Origin of the sequence: Streptomyces naganishii JCM 4654 (assembly GCF_014650575.1) — a bacterium.
In the GTDB taxonomy this organism is placed as follows: Bacteria; Actinomycetota; Actinomycetes; order Streptomycetales; family Streptomycetaceae; genus Streptomyces; species Streptomyces naganishii.
This window is the reverse complement of sequence record NZ_BMVF01000002.1, coordinates 140,641-165,298: the sequence shown is the minus strand read 5'-3', so window position 1 is coordinate 165,298 and position 24,658 is coordinate 140,641. Positions and strand designations below refer to the sequence as shown.

Annotated in this window: 23 protein-coding genes, 2 tRNA genes and 1 pseudogene; 7 read left to right on the top strand and 19 right to left on the bottom strand. The window is 69.3% G+C overall.

Annotated features, from left to right (window positions below):
- Positions 1-406 precede the first annotated feature (406 nt).
- Together IE217_RS03610 and IE217_RS03605 are read left to right on the top strand one after the other, a co-directional pair.
- Positions 407-1,072: a bifunctional DNA primase/polymerase gene (locus IE217_RS03610; protein WP_190176215.1), complete on the top strand. Its 666-nt coding sequence runs from the start codon at positions 407-409 to the stop codon at positions 1,070-1,072.
- 55 nt (positions 1,073-1,127) lie between these two features.
- On the top strand, positions 1,128-1,883 hold the full coding sequence (locus IE217_RS03605) for a hypothetical protein (protein WP_229865008.1): 756 nt from the start codon (positions 1,128-1,130) through the stop codon (positions 1,881-1,883).
- 272 nt (positions 1,884-2,155) lie between these two features.
- Here IE217_RS03605 and IE217_RS03600 read toward each other — a convergent pair whose 3' ends face one another.
- The 3 genes from IE217_RS03600 to IE217_RS03590 form a co-directional block, all read right to left on the bottom strand.
- Entirely contained in the window at positions 2,156-3,121 is a 966-nt protein-coding gene (locus IE217_RS03600) for a DUF5926 family protein (RefSeq protein WP_190176214.1), read from the bottom strand.
- 285 nt (positions 3,122-3,406) lie between these two features.
- Complete coding sequence (locus IE217_RS03595) at positions 3,407-4,045, bottom strand: ATP-binding protein (protein ID WP_190176213.1); 639 nt, start codon at positions 4,043-4,045, stop codon at positions 3,407-3,409.
- A gap of 207 nt (positions 4,046-4,252) precedes the next feature.
- Positions 4,253-5,083 (bottom strand): glycerophosphodiester phosphodiesterase, encoded by an 831-nt coding sequence (locus IE217_RS03590; RefSeq protein WP_190176212.1) that lies wholly within the window; start codon positions 5,081-5,083, stop codon positions 4,253-4,255.
- Positions 5,084-5,367: 284 nt separating this feature from the next.
- On the opposite strand from IE217_RS03590, the gene IE217_RS03585 reads away from it, so the two are divergent.
- Both IE217_RS03585 and IE217_RS03580 read left to right on the top strand, forming a co-directional pair.
- On the top strand, positions 5,368-6,954 hold the full coding sequence (locus tag IE217_RS03585; protein WP_190176211.1) for a S1C family serine protease: 1,587 nt from the start codon (positions 5,368-5,370) through the stop codon (positions 6,952-6,954).
- 42 nt (positions 6,955-6,996) lie between these two features.
- Positions 6,997-7,085 (top strand) — tRNA-Ser (locus tag IE217_RS03580).
- Positions 7,086-7,358: 273 nt separating this feature from the next.
- On the opposite strand, the gene IE217_RS03575 is transcribed toward IE217_RS03580, so the two are convergent.
- The 8 genes from IE217_RS03575 to IE217_RS03540 form a co-directional block, all read right to left on the bottom strand.
- Complete coding sequence (locus IE217_RS03575) at positions 7,359-8,753, bottom strand: tyrosine-type recombinase/integrase (protein ID WP_190176210.1); 1,395 nt, start codon at positions 8,751-8,753, stop codon at positions 7,359-7,361.
- A complete protein-coding gene (locus tag IE217_RS03570; protein WP_373297959.1) occupies positions 8,747-8,959 on the bottom strand; it encodes a helix-turn-helix transcriptional regulator in 213 nt (70 codons plus the stop codon). Before IE217_RS03570 ends, IE217_RS03575 begins: the two co-directional genes overlap by 7 nt.
- The gene (locus IE217_RS03565; RefSeq protein ID WP_190176209.1) at positions 8,950-10,434 is read right to left on the bottom strand and encodes a replication initiator; all 1,485 of its coding nucleotides are present in this window, start codon (positions 10,432-10,434) and stop codon (positions 8,950-8,952) included. The genes IE217_RS03570 and IE217_RS03565 overlap by 10 nt, the downstream gene beginning before the upstream one ends.
- A 149-nt stretch (positions 10,435-10,583) precedes the next feature.
- Positions 10,584-11,318: a DUF2637 domain-containing protein gene (locus tag IE217_RS03560; protein ID WP_190176208.1), complete on the bottom strand. Its 735-nt coding sequence runs from the start codon at positions 11,316-11,318 to the stop codon at positions 10,584-10,586.
- Between the two features lie 50 nt (positions 11,319-11,368).
- Positions 11,369-11,542, bottom strand: a complete 174-nt coding sequence (locus IE217_RS03555; protein ID WP_190176207.1) for a hypothetical protein — start codon at positions 11,540-11,542, stop codon at positions 11,369-11,371.
- 13 nt (positions 11,543-11,555) lie between these two features.
- Complete coding sequence (locus IE217_RS03550) at positions 11,556-12,977, bottom strand: FtsK/SpoIIIE domain-containing protein (RefSeq protein ID WP_190176206.1); 1,422 nt, start codon at positions 12,975-12,977, stop codon at positions 11,556-11,558.
- Positions 12,974-13,183: a hypothetical protein gene (locus tag IE217_RS03545; protein ID WP_190176205.1), complete on the bottom strand. Its 210-nt coding sequence runs from the start codon at positions 13,181-13,183 to the stop codon at positions 12,974-12,976. Before IE217_RS03545 ends, IE217_RS03550 begins: the two co-directional genes overlap by 4 nt.
- Positions 13,180-13,539 (bottom strand): hypothetical protein, encoded by a 360-nt coding sequence (locus tag IE217_RS03540; RefSeq protein ID WP_190176204.1) that lies wholly within the window; start codon positions 13,537-13,539, stop codon positions 13,180-13,182. Before IE217_RS03540 ends, IE217_RS03545 begins: the two co-directional genes overlap by 4 nt.
- A gap of 188 nt (positions 13,540-13,727) precedes the next feature.
- Here IE217_RS03540 and IE217_RS03535 point away from each other — a divergent pair, with 188 nt between their 5' ends.
- Positions 13,728-14,141, top strand: coding sequence for a GntR family transcriptional regulator (locus tag IE217_RS03535; protein WP_190176203.1), 414 nt, complete (start codon positions 13,728-13,730; stop codon positions 14,139-14,141).
- Here the strand turns inward: IE217_RS03535 and IE217_RS03530 are convergent.
- The 6 genes from IE217_RS03530 to IE217_RS03505 form a co-directional block, all read right to left on the bottom strand.
- The gene (locus tag IE217_RS03530) at positions 14,110-14,295 is read right to left on the bottom strand and encodes a hypothetical protein (RefSeq protein WP_190176202.1); all 186 of its coding nucleotides are present in this window, start codon (positions 14,293-14,295) and stop codon (positions 14,110-14,112) included. The genes IE217_RS03535 and IE217_RS03530 overlap by 32 nt on opposite strands.
- Before the next feature lie 1,671 nt (positions 14,296-15,966).
- Complete coding sequence (locus tag IE217_RS03525) at positions 15,967-16,518, bottom strand: NUDIX hydrolase (RefSeq protein ID WP_190176201.1); 552 nt, start codon at positions 16,516-16,518, stop codon at positions 15,967-15,969.
- 13 nt (positions 16,519-16,531) lie between these two features.
- The gene (locus IE217_RS03520) at positions 16,532-17,653 is read right to left on the bottom strand and encodes an adenosylhomocysteinase (protein ID WP_190176200.1); all 1,122 of its coding nucleotides are present in this window, start codon (positions 17,651-17,653) and stop codon (positions 16,532-16,534) included.
- 610 nt (positions 17,654-18,263) lie between these two features.
- Complete coding sequence (locus IE217_RS03515) at positions 18,264-18,704, bottom strand: hypothetical protein (RefSeq protein ID WP_190176199.1); 441 nt, start codon at positions 18,702-18,704, stop codon at positions 18,264-18,266.
- A 55-nt stretch (positions 18,705-18,759) separates the two neighbouring features.
- Complete coding sequence (locus IE217_RS03510; RefSeq protein ID WP_190176198.1) at positions 18,760-19,989, bottom strand: helix-turn-helix domain-containing protein; 1,230 nt, start codon at positions 19,987-19,989, stop codon at positions 18,760-18,762.
- 221 nt (positions 19,990-20,210) lie between these two features.
- The gene (locus IE217_RS03505; protein WP_190176197.1) at positions 20,211-20,744 is read right to left on the bottom strand and encodes an NUDIX hydrolase; all 534 of its coding nucleotides are present in this window, start codon (positions 20,742-20,744) and stop codon (positions 20,211-20,213) included.
- 512 nt (positions 20,745-21,256) lie between these two features.
- Between IE217_RS03505 and IE217_RS34470 the strand changes: the two are divergent.
- Positions 21,257-21,937, top strand: a pseudogene (locus tag IE217_RS34470) (ice-binding family protein); the annotation flags it as partial.
- A gap of 55 nt (positions 21,938-21,992) precedes the next feature.
- Here IE217_RS34470 and IE217_RS34465 read toward each other — a convergent pair.
- Positions 21,993-22,319, bottom strand: coding sequence for a hypothetical protein (locus IE217_RS34465; protein ID WP_229865056.1), 327 nt, complete (start codon positions 22,317-22,319; stop codon positions 21,993-21,995).
- A gap of 692 nt (positions 22,320-23,011) precedes the next feature.
- Between IE217_RS34465 and IE217_RS03495 the strand changes: the two genes are divergently transcribed.
- Positions 23,012-23,097: transfer RNA gene (locus IE217_RS03495), tRNA-Ser, on the top strand.
- 135 nt (positions 23,098-23,232) lie between these two features.
- Here IE217_RS03495 and IE217_RS03490 read toward each other — a convergent pair.
- Positions 23,233-24,648, bottom strand: a complete 1,416-nt coding sequence (locus IE217_RS03490) for a tyrosine-type recombinase/integrase (RefSeq protein WP_190176195.1) — start codon at positions 24,646-24,648, stop codon at positions 23,233-23,235.
- Positions 24,649-24,658: the final 10 nt, after the last annotated feature.

The following is a 24,658-nucleotide window of genomic DNA, read 5'->3' as shown; positions in this document are numbered from 1 at the left end:
GCTTGTTGCGGTCGACTGGGTTTGCTCCACAGAGCGTCACAGCGGTCGTGATGGGTACGTACTCGGAAGAAGGCCAGGGGTGGTTGGGGGCCACCCGGAACCTGGTGCCGGACCCGGGCGTCCTATCCACCGACGACCGTGCCCCATCCTCGCGTGATGGCGGCGGAGAGCAGAACGCGCGACGGCAAATCGCCATGCTCCGCCACCCCACGCCACGCCCATGCTTTTGGTAGACGCAGTATGGACGGGGCTGCCGCGGAAGCAGCCAATGCTCGGCCCATAGGGGTTCCCCGCGCCTGAAGGCAGGGGTGTGATGCGCCAACAGGTACGCACAGTGAAGTGATCGACACATGGTGTGATGTGGTCCACGGTGTTGCCAGCGGTGCAACGGAAAGGACGAGCGCTCATGCGCGAGATCCCCGGAAGGCGACGCAGGCTCCTGTCCCGCCGGCGCGACGGGAGTTCCGAGCCGATCGGCGCGGCCCTGGCCTTCGCGACCGAGTGGCAGTGGCCCGTACTCCCGGGCGTGGCACCCGATCCGCGGCGGCCCGGCCGCTGCGGCTGCCCCGACCCGGAGTGCACGGTGCCCGGCGCGCATCCCTTCGACCCCGGCCTCCTCGCGGCCACCACCGACGCCCGCATGGTGCGCTGGTGGTGGACCAACCGCCCGGCCGCCCCGATCGTGCTCGCCACCGGCGGCAGGGCGCCCTGCGCGGTGAGCCTGCCGGCCCTCGCGGCGGCCCGCGCCCTCGAGGCGCTCGACCGCGTCGGCATGCGGCTCGGCCCGGTCGTCGCCTCGCCCAACCGCTGGGCGATCCTCGTCAAGCCCTACTCCCTGGAGCAGCTGGGCGAACTGCTCTACGCCAAGGACCACGTCCCCGGCTCCCTCCGCTTCCACGGCGAGGGCGGCTACCTCGCGCTGCCGCCGTCCGCGACCGGCGCGGGGCCGATCCACTGGGAGCGCGCGCCGCTGCCGGGCTCCGCCTCGCCGTGGGTGCCCGATGTGGAGGCCGTGGTGGACGCCGTGGTCGAGGCCCTCACTCGTACGGGTGTGAGCGCGCCCGAGTTGTAGGGGGTGTCGGGCGCGCGCGGGACGGCATGCCCGATCTGGCCGTTATCTTCCCTTTATGTTGCGTCGTTCCGGGGACCGGTCCGTGGTCCGCGATCCCCGAAGAGTCCGCCTGCTCGCCCTCATGGGCGTGGTGTCGTGCGCCGTCGTACTGCCGTTCGCCGTGGCCTCCGCCGGTCAGGTGGGCGAGCGGGGCGGGGCGGCCGGCGTCCGCGCCGGGTCTTGGCCGGGTGCGCCCGCGCCCGGTGCGGCCGGGGAACGGCCTTCCGCCGTCGGGCAGCCGCCGGGTGCGTGGTCCGGCGCGCGCGGTGACGGGAAGGTGCCGTCCGCCGCGCCCGGCGAGTCCCCGCTGCTGCTCGGCCTGGGCACGGCCACCGCCACCCGGTGCGGTCCCGAGGTCAGCTCGCCCGACGGCGTGGAGGCGCAGACCTGCGTGCTCACCCAGGGCGCGGACACGTGGGCGCGGACGTACTACCGCAACACCACCGGGGAGCCGCTGGACGCCGACCTGACCCTGATGGGCCCCGGCGACCGGACCGTGCGGATGCGCTGCGCGGTGGACGGCGACGACGAACCGGAGACGTGCGACACGCCCCGCGAGCACACCCGGGGCACGCCGGCGGACTACTCGGCCGTCGCGGAGTTCGCCGGACGCGGCGCGAGCGGAACGCTGCTGCTGCGCTCGGGGAGCGGTACGGCAGACGCCGACGGGAACGGCGGGAGCGGTGAGACCGGCGGGAGCGGCGTGGGCGGCGTGGGCGGCGTGGGCGACGCCAACCGGTCCGGCAACTCAGGAGCGGAAAACGGCAGTTGACGGCCGGCTGCGCTCGGTGAGCGACGGCGCAGATGGAAAGACCCGGTTGCTGGCGACGGGGGATGCACCAGCAACCGGGCTACTGGAACGGTAACAAGAGATCGGCGGTTCGCAAATTCGAACCCGGCTTTCCGGTCACCGCGCGGGCTCTCTTTCCGGACACCGACTCCCTTTCAGCGCACGGGAGTTGTGCATGGGGTCATCGACTCCGCAGGCCCGTCCCGGCTGACCGTCCGGTCAGCCGGGGGTCGCGGGCGACCGGGAGCGGCGGCTCAGCTGAGGGTCACCTGCCGGTTGGTCAGGCCGCCGCGGGCCCGGCGCTCTTCCGCGGTCAGCGGCGCGTCCGCGGCCAGTGCACCGGCGAGGCGCTCGGCGAACTCGGCGGCCGGCTTCTCCACGTCCTCGGCGCCGACCCCGGTCGGCAGGTCCCACACCGGCACGGTGAGGCCGTGGGCGCGGAAGGATCCGACGAGCCGGGTCCCCTCGCCGAGGCTGGAACCGCCCGCCGCGTGCAGCCGCGCGAGCGCGTCCAGAAGCTGCTCCTCGGCGTGCGGCATGACCCAGCGCAGGTGGTTCTTCTCCGGCGTCTGGCACCAGTAGGCGGCCTGGACGCCCTGGAGCCGCACGGTCGGGATGGCCGCCGCGTTGGCCCGCTCCAGGGAGGCGGCGACCTCGGGCGTCGCGTTGTCCGCGTCCGGCACCCAGAACTCGAAGCCCGAGTGCACCACCGGCTCGAACGGCGCCGAGAGGTCGAGCAGGTCCTGAAGCCGCGGACCGTCGGCCGGGGCGCGGCGCCCCTGCACCGGGCTGCCTGGCTCCGCCTCCAGGGCACGCTGGAGCGTGTCGGCCAGGTCGCGGCTGATGTCGCCCGACGCCGTGTCGTTCTGCAGGCCGAGCAGCACAGAGCCGTCGTCGCGGCGCAGCGCGGGCCAGGCCATCGGCAGCACGGTGGCCAGCGTGACGCTCGGAACGTCCTCGGGCAGGCCCTCGCGCAGGGTCAGCGCGGCCGTGGCGGCGGGGACCAGCTCGCGCAGCGCCACCCAGTCGCACTCCCCGGGCAGCGACTCGAACGGGCGCTGCACCAGCTCGGTGATCGCGTGTGCGGCGGCCCGGCCGTGGCACGCCTTGTAGCGTCGGCCGCTGCCGCAGGGGCAGGGCTCGCGGGCGCCGACAACCGGGATCTCTTCGTCCGTGAGCTGCGCGCGCTTGGCCTTCGTGTGGGGTCGCTTCTTGGCCATCTGGGTGTCTCCCGGTTACGGCTCGTCTCGTACGGGCGGGAGCCTAGCCGTTCACACGGTCAACGACCGGAAGCTGTGGACGACCGCGCGGGCCGGAGTTCCCGGGAGACCTAAAGCTGTGGATAACCGTAAGCCGTGGACGGCGGCGGACCGGGGTGTGGTGTCGGCCCGAGGGATCGCGGGGGGACGGCGGCGGAACGGGCTGGTCCTCAGCCGAGGTCGTCGAACCGCCGGACGCCGGGCACGGCGGGCACGGCGGGGGGCCGACGGCCGACCGGCTGTTCCTCAGTCGAGGTCGTCGAAGGCGTCAGCGAAGCCCAGGCCGGTCAGGGATGGCACCGGCGGGGCGGCGATGCGCGCGGCGAAGTCGTCGCGGCGGTGGCCGGCGTCGGGATCGTGCACGTCGTCGTGGACGACCACCCACACGGTGACCTCGCCGTGCACGTCGTCCCGTACGCCCCAGTCGTCGCAGAGGGCGGTGATGATGTTCAGCCCACGGCCGCCGTGCGCGGTGACCGAGGGGGTGGCCGGGGACGGGCGGGTCGGGCCGCCGCCGTCCGTCACCTCGACGACCAGCCGGCCGCCCGCGTCCACCTGCCACGCGGCCCGCACGTCGCCGTCACCGGTCAGGGCGTCGCCCAGCGGCCGGCCGTGCTTGCAGGCGTTGCTCAAGAGTTCGGAAAGGATCAGTACGGCGTCGTCGATGACCGATTCCGCCACGCCACCCCTGCGCAACTGATCGCGCATCCGGTGTCTCGCTTCCCCCACGCCCGCAGGGCCATGGGGAACGGCCATGCTCGACGACGTGGGCACCTCCTGTGCCACCACCAACGCCACCCCCGAGACCTCCTTCGCCCCACGCCACGGTGTGGATGCCCCATTGGCCTGAACCGGAAACCGGCCATGGGCCGCCCGGCGACGCATTCACCGTGATCGAACACGTAGCGAACGCGCCGGAGCACTCCCTGTGATGACGTGACTGGAATTCTTCGGTGTGGCCGAAAAGCGAGGATGGTGCAGTCGGCCGCGCCGGTCAAGGCCCAGGACGGATCGTGGCCGATCAGCGGCCGGGCGGCGACCGAACGGCTACTGATCGCGGCCGGGCCGGGCCGGGCCGGGTGGCGGCCCGCGTCAGCGGCCGAGCTGCCGCAGGACCGCGAGCGGGCGGTTGGTGATGATGGCGTCGACGCCGAGGCGGGCGCAGAGGTCGACGTCCTCCGGCTCGTTCACCGTCCAGACGTGCACCTGGTGCCCGGCGTTCTTGAGCCGCTCGACGTAGGCCGGATGCCCGCGCACGATCCGCATGGAGGGCCCGGCGACGCGGACCCCCGCGGGCAGCCGGCCGTCCCGCAGCCTGGGGGAGACGAACTGCATCAGATAGACCGTCGGCAGGGTCGGCGAGGCCGCGCGCACCCGGTGCAGGGAGCGCGCCGAGAAGCTCATGACACGCACCGGCGACTCCTCCGGAGTTCCGGGGGCGTCCAGGTCGAACCGTTTCAGGAGCGCCAGCAGCCGCTCCTCGACCTGCCCGGCCCACCGTGTGGGGTGCTTGGTCTCGACGGCCAGCTCCACCCGCCGCCCCGCGTCGGCGATGAGCTCCAGCAGCCGCTCCAGCGTGAGTACGGAGGTGTCCTCGGGGTCCTCCGGCCTGACCTCCCAGTCGGGCTCCTCGTCCCGGCCCCGCCAGGCGGCGCGGGCGCGCACGGAGCCGAAGTCCAGCGCGGCCAGGTCGGCGAGCTCCAGGGCGGACACCGCTCCGCGGCCGTTGGACGTACGGTTGACGCGGCGGTCGTGCACGCAGACGAGATGGCCGTCCGCGGTCAGCCGTACGTCGCACTCGAGGGCGTCCGCGCCGTCCTCGATCGCTTTCCGGTAGGCGGCCAGCGTGTGTTCCGGGGCGGCCTCGGAGGCACCGCGGTGGGCGACGACTTGGATGTGGCGCTGCTGCCGTGCGTGGGTCACCGCGTCATGGTGCCACCGCGACGGGGTACGCGTGACGGCGAAGGGGCGTCGATAATGTGTCCGTTTCATGTGAGATGACCTATATAAAGAATGACTCGGGACCCACAGCAACCGCTTATGGTGCTCTGACGGCTCGTGGGAAAAGCTGACGGCGTACATCTGATACATCCGCGCCTCGCACCCGCCGGCCGAAGCGCGCCGGGTCGTCGCCAGGCACGAGCGAGCGTGACCGAGTGCGACCGAGTGCGACCGATAACGACAGCCGTGGATCGAGGAGAAGAGCTGTGAGCACCGAGAACGAGGGCACCGCGGTACCCCCGGTCCCGTCCGCACCTCCCGTGCCGGTGGAATCCCCCGCAGCTTCCCCGCAGCCGCCCGCCCCCGAGGCCGGCGCCCCCCTGCCCCCGCCCCCGAGTACGCCCCCGCACGCCCCGGACCACCAGGAGCAGCCGGCCTACGGGGCCCCGGACCGCCAGGAGCCGGCGCCCGCCTACGGAGCCCCGGCCCCGCAGGCACCGGCCCCGCAGGCACCGGCCTCGGCACCCCGGGCCTCGGCACCGCAGTCCCCCGGACCCCAGGATCCTGGGCCCTACGGTCACAGCTCCCCGTCGGACGCCTCCTGGCCGCCCCCGCCCCCCGCCACCCCCTCCTACGCGGACGGCGGCGCCGGCGCGGGTCCGGCCGGGGGCTCGGGCGCGGGCGCGGGTTCCGGCTGGGGCACCACGTACCAGCAGCCCGCGCCCAAGCCCGGCGGCCGCCGCGGCGGGCTGGTCGCCGCGGTGCTGGTGGCCGCGCTGGTGGCCGGCGGCCTGGGCGGCGGCATCGGCTACACCCTGGCCAGGAACGACGACAGCGGCTCCACCACCGTCTCCGCCTCCGACACCGGCGCGTCCCAGGTCAAGCGGGACCCGAACTCGATCGCGGGCGTGGCCGCGCGGGCACTGCCCAGCACGGTCACCATCGAGGCCGAGAGCAGCAACGGCCAGGGCGGCACCGGCACGGGCTTCGTGTTCGACAAGCAGGGCCACATCGTCACCAACAACCACGTGGTGGCCGACGCGGTCGACGGCGGCAAGCTCACCGCCACGTTCCCCAACGGCAGGAAGTACGACGCGGAGATCGTCGGCCACGCGCAGGGCTACGACGTCGCGGTCATCAAGCTCAAGAACCCGCCGTCCGACCTCGAGCCGCTCACCCTCGGCGACTCCGACAAGGTGGCCGTCGGCGACGAGACGATCGCCATCGGCGCCCCCTTCGGCCTGTCGAACACGGTGACGACGGGCATCATCAGCGCCAAGAACCGCCCGGTCGCCTCCAGCGACAGCAGCGGCGACAGCAAGGCGTCGTACATGAGCGCCCTGCAGACGGACGCCTCCATCAACCCGGGCAACTCCGGCGGCCCGCTGCTCGACTCGCGCGGCGCGGTCATCGGCATCAACTCCGCGATCCAGTCCACGGGCGGCGCCCTCGGCGGCTCGGGCCAGTCCGGCTCGATCGGCCTCGGCTTCGCCATCCCGATCAACCAGGCCAAGTACGTCGCCCAGCAGCTGATCAAGACCGGCAAGCCGGTCTACGCGAAGATCGGCGCGTCGGTGTCCCTGCAGGACTCGACCAACGGCGCGAAGATCACCGACCAGGGTGTCAGCGGCTCGGCCGCGGTGGAGTCCGGGGGGCCGGCGGACAAGGCCGGCCTCAAGCCCGGCGACGTCATCACCAAGCTGGACGACCGGGTGATCGACTCCGGGCCCACCCTGATCGGCGAGATCTGGACCCACAAGCCCGGCGACAAGGTCACCATCACCTACGAGCGCGGCGGCAAGGAGCACACCGTCGAGGTCACCCTCGGCTCCCGCGTCGGCGACAGCGGCTGACCCGTTACTCTTGTCCCCGCGCCGCCGACCACAGCGGCGCAGGGAGGCGTGCCCGAGCGGCCTAAGGGAACGGTCTTGAAAACCGTAGTGGCGTGAGAACGTCACCGTGGGTTCGAATCCCACCGCCTCCGCAGGTCAGAGACGTACTGGTCAGAAGGGGTGTCCCTCGTGGAGGGGCACCCCTTCTGCATGGGGCCTGTCTCACCTTGATCTGACTCTGTCGCGTTGTGGATCAGTGTGTGTGGACCAGGCGTGGACCAGGAATCGGTGGACCAGGGCCGGGAACCCACTGGTCAGCGGCCTAGTGCGGTCCGAAGCGTGGACCATACCCAGGACAGCGAGAAGGCGCCACCCTCTCCCCGACAAGGGTGAGGATGGCGCCTGTGGTCGGAGTGCCGCTCGACCTATTCGCCGTCGGCAGCCTCCAAGGCCCGCTCGATCTGTTCGTTCGAGCGCTGCTGATTCCGGTGGATCGCCTTGGCGTAGAAGCGGAAGAGGACAGCGATGCTGTGGCCAGCCCGCCGCGCGACCTCAGCCGGGGAGACTCCGGATTCAAGCCAGAGTGAGACGCCCGCGTGACGCAGGGAGTACGGCACGTCAGCCAGGGGGGAAGCCGCTTCAGATTCGGTCAGCGCCGCGAGTCGAGCCGTCTTCCAAACCTCCCCGTACTCCTTGGACAGCAGGCCGCCACCCTGGGCCGCACGGAACAGCCGACCGTCTTCAGCGGTACCGAACTCCTTGATGTGCTCGCGGACCAGGCGCACGAGGACGGGGGGAATCGGCACAGGCCGGGTCGCTTTGCGGGCCCGCTTCTTCAGGCCGCGCGTATCGAACGACTCGCCCGTGTCGGTCCACCCGGAGCCGACGCGGGGCGTGCTCGTGGACAGCAGCACTTCTCCCCAGCCCTCTTCGGGCAAGGTGAAGTCTTCTTCCCGGAGATTGGCCGCCTCCCCAGGGCGGTTGGCCGCGTAGTAGAGGCAGCCGAAGAACGCCATCAGGTGGCGTCCGCGTGCCCCCTGCTCGCCTACGGCGTCGATCAGCGCCTTCGCCAGCTTGGGGCCGGGTACGAATCGAAAGTCGATCTCGTCGTCAGTTTCAGGCGGGGTCCAGTCGACCTTGTCGAGCGGCAGTGTCGCCAGCAACTCCCGTTCCACCGCGTACCGGAGGCAGTTGCTGAAGACCGTTCGCTTGCGATTCACCGTGTTCTCGGCAGCGGCCGTGCCGTCTTGCTTCAGCTTCAGAGCGTCGAGCGCCGTGCGCACCACCGAGGGCGTGTTGAGCGCGGTGATGTCGACGGACTTCCGGCTGATCCAGTCCAGCGCCGACACGATGTCGGCGGGCGGCTCCTCGACATCGATACGGGGCTTCAGTGTCCCGTCGTCGCCGAGGACGAAGCGATAGACCCACGAGTAGAGGGCGATGCGGAGGACCTTCGGAGCCGGAGCCCCACGGTTGTCCTTGACCAGCTTCGGCGTGATGGTGGCCAGCGTGTCAGCGATGCTTGCGCGGTGCTTGGCCGAGGCGCCAGGCCACTTCATCTGCGCATAGGCGCGGGTGTGGGCGTACCACGTGGTGGAGTTGAGCGCCTGCACCTCCGAGGCGGGCAGGCCGGTTTCCGTGTCGAACTGCTCTCGGTTGCGCAGGGCGGCCAGCAGCTCCGAGCGCCGACCGTCGGCCTGAGCCTTGATCTTGTAGCTCTTGGAGAAGGGGCGGGGGCCGACCCGCCAACGGAGCTGATAGGCCGCCACACGGTTGGGCCGCTTGCGGATACCCCAGATCTGCACGTCGTAGGTCAGCACGCTTCCTGCACCTCGCACGAGTCGAACCAGGCGTCGAGGTCGGCCCGGCGTATGCGGATCTGACCGTTGGGAAGCTTCAGGTGCCTGGGGGCCTGGCCCCGCGCGCGCATGCGGTAGAAGGCGGCACGGGACACCCCGATCTCGGCGAGAGCCTCCCCCAGCTTCAGCGTCTGCCTGTTGGCCTTGGTCGGAGTGGTCACAGCCAGGGATCTCCTTCGGACTTGATGCGTTGGGCGTGGGCGATGTCGTGGCGGACCTGGGCGGCGATGAGTTCTTCGCCGGGGCGGTAGCCGCTGGCGAGGTAGGTCCAGGAGGAGGCGGTGACGAGGGTGGTCTCGTCGGTGGCAGGGAGGCCGGCGCGGGCGTGGGCGGCTTCTGCTTGGGCGAGGCGCCAGGCTCGGCGTACGTCGCGGAGTGCGCCGAGGGTCGTGGAGTAGGCGCGGGACTTGGTGGAGAAGTGGCCGCGGAAGCCGAGCATGTGAGCCCACTTCCAGAGCTTGAGGTGGGCGAGCTCCGGCAGGTGGCCGAGGGCCCAGGCGGTGCGGATCATCTGCCGTACGTGCCGCTGTACGGGCAGGGCCTTGATGGGTTCGGCCTGTCCGGTGCCGTCGCAGTCGGCGCACACGTCGTGGAAGCCGTCGGGGCCGCGTAGGTAGCCCCGTCCGGCGCAGGGGCGGCACATCAGGGTGCGGTCCACGGTGCCCGCGCCTTCGGCGTTCTTGGTGGCGTACTTGGCGACGTATCCGGCGACCTTGGCGTCTGTGTACTCGGCAACCCTGGCGTCGGTGAGTTCGCCGTCGCCCAGGGCGGTGATGGGGTCGACCTTGAACCGGCGGCCCCAGGCGATGACGCGCTCGCCGATCGCGTCGGACTCGACGGTGAGCCGGGCACGCTCGACGGCCAGGCCCACGGCGGCGCTCAGGGCGTCGAAGGTGGCCCAGGGCGGGGGCGGGGTGGTGTGGCCGTCGGGTCCGTCGAAGCGGATCACGGCGTGGAAGTGAACCAGGCCGCGCTTCTGGTACTCGGCGACCTTGGCGAAGGAGACGCGCAGGGCGGTGTTGAGCGCCTTCTGGGTCATGCCAAGGTGACAGGCCAGGGCACGGCGCATGTAGGTGGTGAAGCGTGCCCAGAGCTGTCCGGCGTGGGCGTTCCAAAGAACGGCGCCGGTGTAGTCGTAGGTGGCCGGGTTCAGCGGGGTGCCGAGCTCGGGAGCGTCTTCGGCGTGGGTGTCGCCGCAGGCGCAGGGGTGGGGCTGTCCTGAGTTGGTGGTGGGGCGGTTGTGGACGGGTCCGAAGGAGGGGGCGGTGAGGGTGACGAAGGCGCGGGGGTGGTCGCGGACGGTTTCGGCGACGTTCTTGCCGCCGGACAGTCCGGCCTTGATCAGGTGGTAGGTGTCGGCGGCGTAGACGCGGGAGCAGGCGGAGCAGCGGGAGGCGCGGCGGTTGCCGCAGGTGGTCAGCAGGCGTCCGGACGGTTCGTCTTCGGAGTGGTAGGAGCGGACCACTTCCTTGGTGGCCGTGTCGGTCGTGACGGTCCAGCCGTGGAGGTTGACGGGGCTGGTGCAGCCGCGCAGGTCGCGGACCTGCTGCTGTACGCGGTCGAAGTCGTGAGTGTTGGCCAGTTCGATCAGGTCCCGCAGGCCAGGGCTGATCACGTGGCGCAGGTCGAGGGGGCGGCTCATAGGTGGCGGGGTCTCCCTTCTGGCGCGAGGGTGGGAGCCTGCGGGCAGCAGCGATCAGTGCGCTCGGGCTGCTGCCCGCAGGCATGACGGGTCGGCCCAGGGGCGGGCGAGGGTAGGCAGTACCGGGAAGGCCAGCGGAGGGGGCGGCGCTACAGGGCGGCGTGGAGGGCGGTGGCCATGGGCTGGCCGATGCCGAGTCGCCTCTTGAGCTGGGCCGCTGTGATGGGTTCGCCGTGCTCGGCGTGGTGGGACGCCGCGATGGAGCGTGCTTCGGTCAGCAGCGGCTCAGGCACCTTGACCGCAGGCGCAGCCACGACAGCCACAGGTGTGACGGGGGCCGGGGTGGTGACGGGACCGACCGGGGCCGGGTCCGGCGCCACAGGCGGGGCAGGCGACGGGGCGGGTTCCGTCTCGGCGGAGGCCGGGGCGGGCCCTTGAGCCGGTTCCGTGTCGGCAGCGGGAGCCGGGTCGGCTGCATCGGTGGCGACCGTGTGGAAGGAGCGTAGGAGCTGCGGGCCGACTGCTCCCCAGCCGAGGAGCAGCACCGGGGCCACCGCGTCGACAGCGGCGCGGCCGTAGTGCCGGGCAACGATGGGCTCGGCGATGTTGAGGGCCAGGGTCAGCAGCCCGGAGACGTGCATGAGGCGAGTGGCCGCCCTCATCTGCTCGGACGGGACGCCGCGCAGGGAGAGGTAGCGCAGGGCGACCAGGAGACCGACCACGGACAGGTCGACCATGGGGGCGATCAGGGGCGCGATGGGGGCGGGGACGCCCAGGCGCAGGGCGAGGGCCCAGACGTTGCCGAAGGAGAAGACGAACGCCAGGGCGGCGATGATGCCCATGACGACGGTCACGGTGCGCTGGGTGATCCGGTCCTCAGACATTGGGAGTTCACCTCCTTTCGTGGTGTCGGTGGGGAAGCGGCGGGGGGTGGTCAGGGCCTCGGGGCGAGGCCGGCCCGGCGGGCGGCGTTCGGGCTGAGGTAGGTCTCCAGGACCTGACGTTCGTTGGCGTTGGCGACGCGGTAGGCGGCTATGCCGATCCGACCGGCCAAGTCGAAGTCCTGAGCGGTGATCGCCTTACGCATGTGCCGGATGTAGATCCTCATGAATCGGCGCATGTCAGGCCGCCATGGCGGGGGGCTCGGGGTCGTCCTTGGTGAGGTCCACGACCGTCCGTCCGGTCAGGTCCTCCAGGAGCCGGGCCGGGTGGCGCACCAGGTGGGCGGTGGCTTCGGCGACGCGGGCAGCGTCCTCGTCGGCGACGTAGGGGGTGCGGATGCGGATGAAGCCGGGGCGGCCGTGCTGGGACATGACCGCGACACCGACGTACGCGGGGTCCTGGAGAAGGACCGGGCTCGCGTCGGGCCACTCGCGGATGTCGTCGCCGAGCGCGGCCACGGCGGCGTCAGCGGTCTTCTGTGCGAAGGACAGGCCGACCGGGCAGACATCGCGGATGAAGGTGGGGATGGCGTCCCCGGTGGTCTTCTGCGTGGTGAGCAGGGTCAGGAAACCGACTGAGCGGCCCTTCTTCACCAGGTCCTCCGTGAGCCGGGCGTTCTCCGCAGCGAACGCCGCCAGCCGCTTCGTGGCCTGGTCGGAGCCCTTGTGGTCGCGGAAGTAGGTATGGGCCTCGTCGATGACGATGACGATCAGGGGCCAGTCAGCCGACGGGCCGATGTGCCACATGTTCTTCTTGCCCAGCACCTTGCGGATGCTCGCGGAGCGGGCGCGGCGCAGCTCCACCAGCTCCTTGAGGAGCTTGTTCGCTTCTTCCAGGTCATCCCCGCAGAACGCGAAGGCCCGCTGTACCAGGTCGGCGTAGTCGCCCTCGTAGGCGTGGGACACCTTCCCGTCGAAGAAGACGAACTGCACGGCCGGCGAGGGCGCCCAGTCACACACCAGCCGGTTCACACACGAGGTCTTCCCGAAGCCCGGCAGGCCGCCGACAGCCACTCCGGGCACTTCCTTGAGGGGCACGAAGACGGGCATGCCGAACTCGTCCACCCCCAGGTCCCACTTCGCGTACTCCTCAGGCGGGCGGCCGGTGGGCACGTGAACCGTCGGCGTGATCAGCGGGTCCACGCGCACACCGCGCAGCATGACCTGTCCGGGCTTGTCCCCCGGCAGCGCCGACACACGGGTCATACGCCAGGCATCCGCCAGGTAGGGGGCCGCCTTCTGGAACTCCGCCAGGCCGACGCCCGGCAGACAACTCGCCCGTGCGATCACCCCGAACGCGTCATGAGTCACCTTCAGCGCGGGGACCAGGACGCGGGGCTTGAGGGGCTTGCCGTCCGTGTTCGCCAGCGAGGCCAGCGGGGTCGGCATCTTGTCCGTGGCGCACAGCTTCAGCATCTGCGCGAGCCGCTTCCAGGTCCGCCGTACCCGCACGGCCTGCCGGATGGACTGCCGGGTCATGGCATCGGCCCGCAGGTAGCGCACCACCCACCACACCGACCAGCCGACCAGCACGGCCAGCGCCACGCTGACGACCAAGGGGCCGTAGCCGAAGGCCCCTCCGGTCGGGTCGTTGTCCTTCATGTCTTGCTCTCCTGAGAGTTGTAGAGGAAGCCCGCGAGGGCCGTTTCGAGGGCCGCCCGATCCGGGGCGGCGAGGCGGGGGAAGCCATAGCCGACGAGCACGGCCGCCACCGAGTTGATGAGGGAGTCACTGAGCCGGGCATCCGGCCCGGCGTGAGGCAGTGGGTAGCTGCACTCGACGCCGGACCGGAACGCAGTACCGCTCACGCCGCCTCAGCGGCCGAAGCCGGACCGCCGACCAGGTCCAAGCGCTCCACGCGGTAGGCGATGCCGTCCGAGAGCGACCCGTTGAAGATCCGGGCCCACGGGGTGGCGAACAGCTCCACCGGCATGACCGGCACACCGGGCTTGAGGCCGTTGGGGAGACCGGTCTCCGGAACGGTGACCTTCAGCGCCTCGGCACGGTCGTCCTCCATGAAGAAGAGGGTGACCGTGAACAGCTTCGCGCCGGTTTCGCGGTCCACGGCGAACTGGGTCTTCTCGGCGTCCGCGTACTTCGGCACCGCCATGTTGCCGACCATGAACGACGCGGTGGGGAGCAGGCCAACACGGATACGAGCCATGGGTGTTACGTCCTTTCGGTAGGTGCTCCGCCGGGGTGGCGAAGCGAGATCAACAGTGCACTACCCGCCATGGGTCCGTCAAGCGCCTAGCGCACATCGCGCCTGGGGTGGGGTGAGCGCATGCAGGAAATGGGGGGTGCAACAGGGTCTTACTGCGGTAGACGGGCCAGGCCCGCTACCCTCGGGCTATGAAGCTGCCCAAGGATTCCGACACCCCGCCATACCGTCTGGTCGCCGAGGAGCTACGGCGGCAGATCCGGTCCGGCCGCCTCAAGCCGGGCGAGCGGGTCCCGTCGTCCCGCGACCTGGAAGCGACCTACGAGATCGCGAACATGACCGCGCGCTCCGCCCTGCGCATGTTGCGCGACGAAGGGCTGATCAACACCATGCCTGGCCGGGGCAACTTCGTCGCCGATCCTCTGCCAGAAGCCGACCCGAAGGCCGGCGCTCCCGAGGCGGCAAGCGGCGGGCAGATGCCCACGTCGGAATATGTCCAGCTGTCGGAACGACTGGATGCCATAAGTGCCAGGCTGGACACTCTGTTCCAGGTCTTCGGGCAGCTCGGCGGCGTCACCGAGGCGAAGAAGCCGCCGAAGAAGTAGCACGGGCGTTTTCGAGCACCCGACGCGCCAGATCTTCCAGCCGCGTCACCTTGTCTTCAACCTCCTTGAGCTTCGCCGCAATCAGTGCTGCCTCATGCTTGTTCATTTCCACCCGTTCGTTGTTGTGCCGCTGCTGCGTGTCGAGTTCAGCCAACCGCCGGGAGCTTGCCCGAAGGCTTGCCCAGCGGTCATCCACCGCCGGATCAGGGCTTGCCCGTGCCGCTCCGCAAGCCGTCATCGCGGCTGTTGGGACAGGTCTACCGGCCGAACCGGACAGGTGCGAGGCACCCGGCTCCGCGCTCCCGTCGGGCGGGCAACAACCTTTCTTCACGTCCCGCCGTACGGGACCGTGCCTTTTCAGCGCGCTCATGTCGCTTGTCCTTCCAGTCGTCCGGGCAGTGCATCAATGGTCTGGAGAAACGCCGGTTTGGGTAACCGGCGATCGTCGGCTATGTTCCGCCGCCCCGCTTTGAGGGACGCCCATAGAGGTTGGTTTTTCGGGTCGCGTGTGACCTCGAACAGGTGTGACGCCGATCACTTTTATCGCCCCTTCCGTACCTCGCCCAGAACAGACCTTCCGGTGTGCGCGACAGCAGATCACCGAAAGCGGACACCCCCGCAGCGACGAGCGATCTCCCGTGCCCTGCACTTGCTACAGGTCCGAAAATTCGCTCCGGTGTGACGCCACCCTTCGTGACACGCCTCACACATCACCGGGCGCCCGTGAGGCCAGCTCATCACTCGCCACCGACCACGCCACCTATCACGAAGGGGCGACCAAGGTCACGAGCACATAACAGCCGCGCGTGATCGCCAACGGCCAGCACACCCAACCGACCAGACCACCTACCACCAGGACACCCCCAAGGTCACGACTACATAACGAAGACTGTGGTAGGCTGCTGGCTTTTCCACAGGTCCAACCATGGACCGGCCAACCTGTGGATAGATTCCTCCGACCGCCAGAACGAATGCCCTTCAATGCGGCCATAAGCGTTCATAACGGTTGAGGAGCTGCGGAACGGATGGGAAGGCGTGGACAGCGCATGGCCGCATGACCGGCCAGAGGCCCAGCGCAGCGGAGCTGTTCAGAGTTTCTTTACTGGATCAAGGCGGCCCGCCTACGGCGGGCCGCGCGCGCTGGCGGCCAAGGGCCGCCGCCGCTCCTTGTCTCCGCCACCGCTCCGGCGGCCCCCACCCGCTCAGCGCGCAACAACGTCAAGGCGGACAGCCAGACCAGAAAGCAACCCGCCCAGTCCGAGCACCAGGACCAGGCCGACACCGACCAAGCGAGGCCCCACCACCCAACCGGGCCGCGCCTCCCAACCGGGTGTCCTCAAGGCCGCAGGCAGACCCATCCGTCAGGCATCTGCGTCGACAACGCCCGGGCCGGGATGGGGTCGAGGCCCGTGACGAATGGAAGAAGCGTGGCTGAGGCCGGCGGGGGGTTGCTGGAGACACACGTGACGGGTGCTCGTTCGGCGCACCCGCCGTCGTGGCTGACTTTCGGTGGCTCAGGTCAGAAATGGGCTTCCATCGGCCGAACCGCAACAGTGGTCCTTCCCAACTCGACAATGAGGAGCCGGGATTGCCGCCGCACCCGCATCCGAGCACGCCGACCGCCCCGGTACCATCGGCACCGGGGTCCTGACCAGGGATTCCAGAGCCGGACCACCCCGGATTGCTGTCCAGGCTGAGGGGTGGTCCGGTCTCCTGTTGTTGGCGCCCGTCGCTCGTGGCACGGGCAGCGAGCGACGGGCGCCGGGGGAAGCCGTACCGCCGTCTCGGGGGAACGATGGCTGTACGGCTGGCTGGCTGCGGCCCGCTACGGCCGTGCGGTGGCTGCCATCACCCGTGAGCGCAGAGGCTCGGTGGTCAGCATGTCCGCGAGCTGCCAGGAGTAGTTGGTGACCTCTTCCTCTTGCAGCTCCACCGCATCGACAGTGGTCCGGAACAGGAACCGGAAGTCGAAGTGCAGGTGCTCAGGCTCGTCCTTGGCGTCGTTGGCCGGGATCGAGTGAACGTCGATGTGCAAGGGCACGTCACCGCTCGGCTCGACCTGGTCACTGCTGATGCCGGTTTCCTCGGCCAGCTCGCGCAGAGCGGCATCCTGAAGGGTCGTGTCGCTGTCCTCGACGTGCCCACCGGGCAGCAACCACTTGCGCAGGGCTCGGTGTTCGATGGTGAGGACGCGGCCGTCCGGGCGCACCAGGGCGGCACCGGCGGTGACATGCCCGCGGGATTCCTTGCGCGAGGCGACCGCATGGCCAGCCTGCTCAATGACTTTGCACAGGGGCGCGAGAGCATCCTTCTCGTTCGGGTGGTCGGCCAAGTAGGCAGCGACGGTGTCGCTCACGTGCTGCGCGGTGATCGGCATGGGGTTGCTTCTCCTAGCGGTTGAAGTAGTTCAGCCACGTTCCGGCGATGGTCGCGCGGTCTGCGGCGTCGACCTCGTGCATACCGGGCCCGAGGTCGCCACGGGCGAGGTTTCGGACTCCCGCGAGTATCTCGGCCTGCACGAGGTAGATGAACGGGCCGACGCTGGCGCCGTGCAGGAAGTTGACGGCGTTGCCACCGTTGAGCAGGTAGAAGTAGTGCCCAGTCGTCTGGTAGCGGGTGATGTGCTCCCCGTTCGGGGTCCGCTGGTACACATCGGGGAGGCCGGCCAGGTCGAGTTCGTCTTCGCTGCTGGTGACCGTAGCGACGTAGGCGCCGTTCCGCAGGGCCGAGAAGTCTTCGCCCCGCAGCGATACGGCACCGGTCGCGCACAGGATGAGACCGGCCCCGTGTAAAGCGGCGTCGCGGTCCCTGGCGACGGTGAAGCCCTGCGAGAGCGCCTGTGTGCGGCGGACGGGATCGAGGTCGTACACGGTGACCTGTACGCCCTTGGCGTGCAGCAGGCGGGCGATGCTGGAACCGAGCTTGCCGAACCCGATCACGAGGGCTGTGCGGCCGTGCAGGATGTCTCCACGGCTGCGCATCAGGGCCTCGGTCGAGAAGACGACCGACTGACCCACGAGGAAGTCCTCGGGGTCCTTCAGCGGGGAGCGGGCGACGGAGACCACCGGACAGGGCAGCTTCTCCGCGTGGGCGTACCGCTTGTGCCCGTTCTCCGTGTCTTCGATCACGCCCAGGACGCGGCCCGAGAACCGCTCGCACAGGGCGTCGACTGTCGGCGCGAAGTACCCACCGACGTCGAGTAGTACGACGGCTTCACCACCGGCCCGCGACTCGACGTAGTCAACCGCGCTGTCGGGGTCCTCGAACAGATCCCGAGAGAGGGCGTCGCACTGCGTTGTCTTCTCGATCTCGCGGCGGGCGGTGAGGTCGACGGACTTGGGCTTGGGCAGCACGGCCCGCAGGTTGGTACTGATGCCCACGGCTCGCACGAACGCGGGGCGCTCGGGCAGCAGGTGCGTGATCAGGAAGGCCGACGGCTTTTCCGCCGGGGCGAAGATGTCCGCGACACGCGTGAAGTAGGAATCGAGACGTGCACGCTCGAACTGTTCCATTAGCTCACTTCCCTTGGTTGGGCGGTAAGGCTCAGGACAGGTGGTGGACCCGCCCCCGCGCCCGGGGAGAAGGGGAGGCGCGGAGGCGGGAGTCATCGGGTCGTGCGCCGCCCTCGGGGTCTCCGGTGGCGGCCCGTCCCCGCCGGGGAGTGGGGTGGGCACCGGGCAGGGACAGGGGCTTGGGGCGGTGCCTGTCGGCTGGTGGGCAGCGGGTACACCCGGAGGGAGTACCGGGCGTCGTAGTCGGTCACGGTGAACACGAACGCGCGGCCCGCGGCGAGGGAGCGCAACGCGTGCTCGTATGCGTGGTCGCTGTCGGCCCACGCAAGCAGCTCAGCGTCAGGGCGAGGGACGTCCGGACATGCGGTGGTGAGGGGCGCGTCCCGGAGGAACAGGGCCCCAGGGTCCGGGGACAGCAACCAGGCGAGGTAGTGAGCCTCAGCGCGTAGCCAACGGGCGGCGAGCCGTGGGGAACGTCCCCGGTAGGTGGCGAGCAGCACCTCGCGGAAGCCGCTGAGGTCGTGGGCGGTCGCCTCACAGCGGAAGGCAACGGGCGACCGCATCGAGGCACGTGCAAAAGCCGGCGGGGCGAGCATCAGCACGGCCCGGCTCACCGCGCATGCTCCCGTGCCGATTCCCTCGCCTCGATGAGTTGCCCGAACTGGATGGAGTACAGCTCGACTTGCGCCGGAGTGAGCACGAGTACCGTCTCGCAGACACCGCCGTCCTCGTAGTGGACGGTTACCGGCAGCGCGGCCTGCTGAGCGCGAGGGTCGTAGATGGCGTCTCGCCGCATGGGCGTGACGTGCGTGACCGGAACCGGCACGGGGCGCAGGGTGGACCCGTCAGATCTCGCGCGCCAGTCCTCACCACCGCCCGGCGGACGCAGCTGGTAGGACGCCGAACTGTCGCTCGGCAGGGCGACGACCACCCCGATCTTGCCTCCCTTGGCGAGGTCGAGGGCCAGGTCGCCAAGGCGGGGGTGGAACGGGGCGCCAGGGCTTAACTCGACGCCCCGTGCGGGAAGTTGCTTCGAGGTTCGTTCGGCCATGCCTCGAAACTAGGGAGATCTTCGGGGCCCAATATGAACCGCAGGAATATGACCCTCATCCGTCGAGATGGAAGCGGTCTGACATGCGCCGTAGCTTCTCACGGGTGCTCGCCCGCTCGGCGTACACGATGCTGCGCAGGGTTGACCGGGCGATGGGGTGATTGCGGACGAGCTGGGGGGCGATGGTCTCGGCCTTCTCCAGTTCCTTCAGCGACTTGTCACGGTTCCCATCCCACAGCCAAGCGCGGGCCAGGTCCATGTGGTGGTGGCCCTGACGCGAGTTGGGAAGCGACTCGATCAGCTCCTTACTCGTGCGCCGGTTTATCGACAGGGCCTCGCGTTGCTCATGCATCTCCAGAGCGACACTGATCGCGTGGATCTGCACGTTGCCCGGCGAGAAGGTCAGGCTGTGGCGGTCGTAGATCGGAGGGCCAGCGGCCTCGGTCATCCGCTTGGCTGCACCCCGTGCGTGCTTGATCCGGTCCTTCGCTTCGGCCTTGCGACCGGCCCGTGCAGCCGAGACAGCTGCGCGCAGCTGCAGTGATCCCCATGCCCGCACTGCCAGCGGCTCACCTCGGTCGTATTCCTGCTGCACGTTGCGAATCGCCTTGTCTGACAGGGCAATGGCGTCATCCCAATCCGCTGTAGCCCACATGTCCCAGACGCGCATCCAGTCGGCGACGGCGGGCATCACCGGGTCGCCTGATAGCCGTGCGGACCATGCGGCCCGTTCGCATGCCATGGCGACCAGCTCCGGGTGTCCAAGGGCGTGGGCGGCCGTGTGAGCGAACTTGCAGCACACAGCGTAGATCCCGTACGCCTCTTCCTGCTCGTGGCCCGTAGCGACTTCGGCCAGAGCGCGCGTCTCGCGGAACAGGTCGGGGAGCACCTGCATGATCGCCACGTTCGCGGCAGCGTCGCGGAGGCGGTGCAGACGTGTGGTTTCCTGCCACAGCTGACCGGCTGGGCGGGGATTCCCGTCGAAGACGGGAGCGAGGTCGTAACGGCGCAGCTCACGCATGATCGCTGCGGCAGAGACCTGCCACTGATTCTCGGCCGGAGAGCTGTTGTACGGCCGTCCGATCAGATCGTTCGGGTGTACGTGCAGCTCCGAGGCGAGCAGGTTGAGCAGACCCACGCGGTCCAACTCGATGTGTCCGCGTTCCATCTTGGACACCCACCCCTGCGTCTTACCCAGGGCGGCAGCGAGGTCGGCCTGAGTCATGCCGAGACGGAGTCGGGCGCGGCGTGCGCGACGGCCGATCTCTTCGGCTTCTTCCAGCATCAGCGCGCCCCCCTGTAGGTGAGGCGCCGGCGGTCCAGCGTGCGGCGAGGCATCGTGCTCCATCCGTCGGGGCTTCTCCCCTTGACGGTACCCAGGCCGCGTGCCGCGTGTGGAGTGCTCCAGGTCAGGAAGTGCCTGACAACGGAGCCAGTTGGCGCTACGCGGACAGGAGCGCGTAGCCCTGGCCTCCGAAGCGGGGCTTCGGGAACTCGTCCCACCGGTCAGCGGATCGCTTCATCCATGAGCAGGTACAGCAGGCCGACGAGTGAGCCGCTACTCACGACCTCCCGGCGGTCGATCATGCCCCGCACCTCCGAGAGCGGGATCCACTCGATGCGATCGGACTCGTTCTTCTCCGTGGGCGGTCCGGCGTAGGTCGCGCCATCGATCCGGAAGACGTGGTGCTGAGAGTCTGTGATCCCGTTGGCCGGCTCGGCGTAGATCAGGGGCTTGATGGGGCCGGGGCGCCAGCCTGTCTCTTCCAGGACCTCACGGGCTGCAGCCTCTTCCGGCGTCTCGCCTTCTTCAACCAGGCCCATAGGCAACTCCCAGGCCCATGAGTCGGTGATGAAGCGGTGCCGCCACATCATCAGGACCTCTTGACGGTCGTTGACCACGGCGGCCACGGCCAGGTGCCGAAGGCGAACGACGTGGTACTCCCACCCGCGTCCGTCAGGCTGCTGGACGTCGACCAGACACAGATTCACCCACTTGTTGGTGTAGATCTGTCGCTCACCGTGGGTCTTCCACTCCATACCTGCGGCCCCTCTCGATCGGTCTCCAGGATCTCAGACCGATCCAGAGGGGGGAAGCAAGTTCGGGTCTTTTCGCGTCAACTTGACGAGATGGGCCTCACGGAGAGCCGCATCCTGTCTGGCGTTTGCCCTGCATCAAGGCCGGGCGCAGCGGAAGAAGGGAGGCTATTGGCTGCTGCTGGTCTCTCGAGGCAGAGGCTGTGGTGAGTCGGATGGGAACAAGGCGTCTGACGATGACTCCGAAGCGGCGTGTTGTGTCGGCACCGTGCTGAGTCGGTGGCCCGGGTAATTCGGTTGGGTATCCCCGTCGGCAGGGTGACGCCACGCCATCACCACCCTTTCGGTCCCAATCCGCCTCTTTGTGCATGCATGGGAGTAATTTCTGCAGCTAAGCGACGGTATATCCCGACGCTGTGAGATGTGTTGCGGGCTCAGTGGCCATCTGACCGAGCTGCCCCGGGCGCTCGGAAGCCTGGCGACTGCGGTCAACGGCGACAAGAAAGGACTGGTCCATGGCAGTGGATGCCATCCCTTCCGCCCCTCCTGGTAGACGACGAAAGTGGAGATTCAGAGCGACGGTCGTCATGGTGCCACTGGTCGCGCTGCTGACGTCGATCACTTTGATCTCGAACCTTGCGAGCGCAGCTGAGGCCCCGGTGGGGTTGGGGACCGCCACGAGTTACGCGGTCCTGGCCGGTTCAGGGGTCACAAATACGGGCCCCACGGTCGTCAACGGCGACCTGGGAGTCAGCCCTGGGTCCTCGGTGACGGGCTTCCCGCCCGGAATCGTGAACGGAGTGCAGCACGTCGCCGATGCTGCCGCCGCTCAGGCCCAGTCCGACCTGACCACTGCCTACAACGACGCGGCCGGCAGAGCACCGACCGCCAACCTGACATCCCCGGGCAACATCGGCGGACTTACGCTGACCCCGGGCGTCTACAAAGCCTCGTCGTCGCTGAATCTCACCGGGACGGTCACCCTTGACGCCCAGGGCGACCCCAACGCCGTCTTCATCTTCCAGATCGGCTCCACTCTGATCACGGCTCCGGGGAGCAACGTCCTGCTCGTCAACGGAGCGCAGGCCTGCAACGTGTTCTGGCAGGTGGGAAGCTCGGCCACCCTCGACACGAATTCCTTCTTCAAAGGCAACATCCTGGCCCTGACGTCAGTCACGGTGAATACCAACGCAGCGGTCGAGGGTCGGGCGCTGGCGCGTAGTGGCGCGGTCACCTTGGACAGCAACGTGATCACGAGGGCGGTCTGCATGACGGGCCCGCCCGGGCCGTCTGGGCCTCCTGGGCCGTCTGGGCCTGCCGGGCCATCTGGGCCTCCTGGGCCATCTGGGCCTGCCGGGCCATCTGGATCTCCTGGGCCATCTGGGCCTGCCGGGCCATCTGGGCCTCCTGGGCCGTCTGGGCCTGCCGGGCCATCTGGATCTCCTGGGCCGTCTGGGCCTGCCGGGCCATCTGGGCCTCCTGGGCCATCTGGGCCTGCCGGGCCATCTGGATCTCCTGGGCCATCTGGGCCTGCCGGGCCATCTGGGCCTCCTGGGCCATCTGGGCCTCCTGGGCCATCTGGGCCTCCTGGGCCGTCTGGGCATCCGAAGCCGAAGCCGAAACCGTCCAAGCACCCCAAGCCGAAGCCGAAACCGTCCAAGCACCCCAAGCCGAAGCCGAAACCGTCCAAGCACCCCAAGCCGAAGCCATCCAAGCATCCCAAGCCGTACAAACCTGGCCACGAGGGCAATGGCGACCAGGGCCACGGCCACAAGAGCTAGAAAATCACCACAAATGTTGCGGCTCTGGCCCCGGCGCGGTTACGTCGGGGCCAGTGCTGTTGGCATGCAGGGTGATGGGCCGAGGAGCCGGGCGGGCGGATGTGGCGCTGACTGCGTCGAAGACCGCCTCCGGCCAGGTCAGCGCGGTGGTGGGCTGGTGGCGGGCGTCCAGCGCGATGCAGCGGCGCTGCACATCCCGGCCCGCGGCGCGGCATGCATGTGCTCGCACCGGTTCCTTTTCCTCTGACTCAGGCATTCGGCGAGTGCGCAACTTCTCTAACGCCGCGAAAAGTTCAGGTCGGTGATCGCGTGGCGGCATCTGGCCAGCCCTCGCCGAGCATCGCCACCGGCATAGGATCGGGTGCTGATCGGAGCGGTGGTCCTGAGGGGTGGAAGATGGCCAGTGGACCCCGTGTGGACCACGAGCCCCGAGAAGCGCCCAGGGCCGGTACGCTGTATCCGCTCCGCCCCTGGTGGGCGGGTGCGCAGGTGGGTTGCCCGAGCGGCCTAAGGGAACGGTCTTGAAAACCGTCGTGGCAGCGATGTCACCGTGGGTTCAAATCCCACCGCCTCCGCGCAGGTCATAGATGTTGCAGGTCAGAAGGGGTGCCCCGAGTCACGGGGCACCCCTTCTGCGTTCAGCCTGTCTCACCCTTTCTCGCCCGTATCCCAGAGCTGACCAGTGCGTATGGGCCATCTGTGGGCCAGGATCAGGGAGCGTCGCCCTCCTCCAGGGCGCGAGAGATCAGGTCGTTGGAGTGCTGCTGACCGCCCTTAAGGATCTTCGCGTAGAAGCGGTACAGCACAGCGATGCTGTGGCCGGCGCGAGCGGCGACCTCCGCCGGGTCCACCCCCGACTTGATCCAGAGCGACACCCCCGCATGCCGCAGTGAGTAAGGCACGGCGGCGAGGTCCGACTTCACCTCACGGGGCGAGAGCACCGTCTTGCGCGCTCTCTCCCAGATGTCGCAGTACTCCGTGGACGGGATACGCCCGCCCCGCGAGGCCCGAAAGAGCCGACCATCGTCGGCAGTGCCGTAGCGCTCGATGTGCTGACGCAGAAGGTTCACGAGGACAGGCGGAATGGGCACGGTCCGCGTCGCACCCTGCTTACGCCGCTTCAGCCCCCGCTTCTCGTACGACGTGCCCTCATCCGTCCAGCCGCCGCCGACTTCCGGGCGGCTCTCCCCGAGCAGGAGTTCGCCCCACTCCTGGACGGTGTCGGGAGAGCTGGGCGGCAGGGTGCAGTCAGATTCCGTGAGCGCGACGATTTCGCCCGGTCGCATGGCGGCGTAGTAGAGGCACCCGAAGAACGCGTGGAGGTGCTGACCGCGCGGCCCGGAGTCACGGACCGCCCCGAGCAGCGACCTCGCCAAGCGGGGGTCCGGCACGTACCGGAAGTCGATTTCGTCGTCGCTCTCGGGCGGAGTCCAGTCCACTCGCGGGAGAGGATTGGAGGCGAGTAGCCCCTTCTCCTCGACCGTGTAGCGGAGGACGTTGCTCAGGACCATGCGCTTGCGCCGGGCGGTGTTCTCGGCGGCCTTGCCCCCATCCAGGCGGAGCGAGAGGGCTTCAAGGGCGGGGCGGAGAAGGGCCGGGTCCTCCAAGTCCTTGACCTTGATGGAGCGGACCGCGACCCACTCCAGCGCCGTACGGATTTCCGCCGGGGGTTCCTCAGCTACGTGGCGGGGCACCCAAGCGCCCTCCGGTCCACGGACTGCTCGGAATGCCCACTGATAGAGCGCGTCACGCAGCGTCGAAGGGTGAGGCGCCCCCCGCTTACTGGTGACGAGCACAGGCGTCACGACCGCGAGAGATTCCGCGATGCTTGCCCGGTGCTTGGCGGCGGCACGCGGCCACTTCATGAGGACGTACTCCGTCACGTGCTCGTACCAGGAGGGAGAGGTCAGAGCCATCAGCTCACGTGCGGGAAGGCCCGTTTCCTCGTCGAATTGCTGCTGGTCCCGTAGGGCTGCCATCAACTCGGCGCGGCGCCCGTCCGCCTGTGGCTTCAGCTTGAAGCTGCGGGAGTGGGGACGCTCGCCCACCCGCCAACGCAGCTCCCAGGGCTTGGGGCGGCCGGCGCGCTTGCGAATGGACCAGATATCGACGTCGTACGTGAGCATGTCTCTCCAG